Annotated in this window: 1 protein-coding gene; it reads right to left on the bottom strand. The window is 48.1% G+C overall.

What is annotated here, in order from left to right; genetic code table 11:
- Nucleotides 1-239, bottom strand: a 239-nt coding sequence (locus tag Q4528_RS15830; protein WP_439848954.1) for a P-type ATPase actuator domain-containing protein, incomplete at both ends; no start/stop codon positions are given.

Consider the following 239-nt stretch of genomic DNA (forward strand, 5'->3'; position numbering starts at 1 on the left):
CGATAAAGGTGTTTTGTGAAACGGCTTCAACGGCTAAATGTACAGTCTGTTCGTGGTTAATGGTGCCAGCAAACACGCGATCGCCTATCGACTTAACAATGGGTAAGCTTTCTCCCGTTAAAGAGGATTCATCAAACTCGCTTTCACCAAAGCTAATCTGGCCATCAGCGGGCACGGTTTCCCCAGGTAAAATAACGATAAGATCACCGGATTTAAGCTGGCTGGCCGCTACCCGCTGT

This window comes from Staphylococcus pasteuri, from assembly GCF_030547725.1.
Classification (GTDB): domain Bacteria; phylum Bacillota; class Bacilli; order Staphylococcales; family Staphylococcaceae; genus Staphylococcus; species Staphylococcus pasteuri.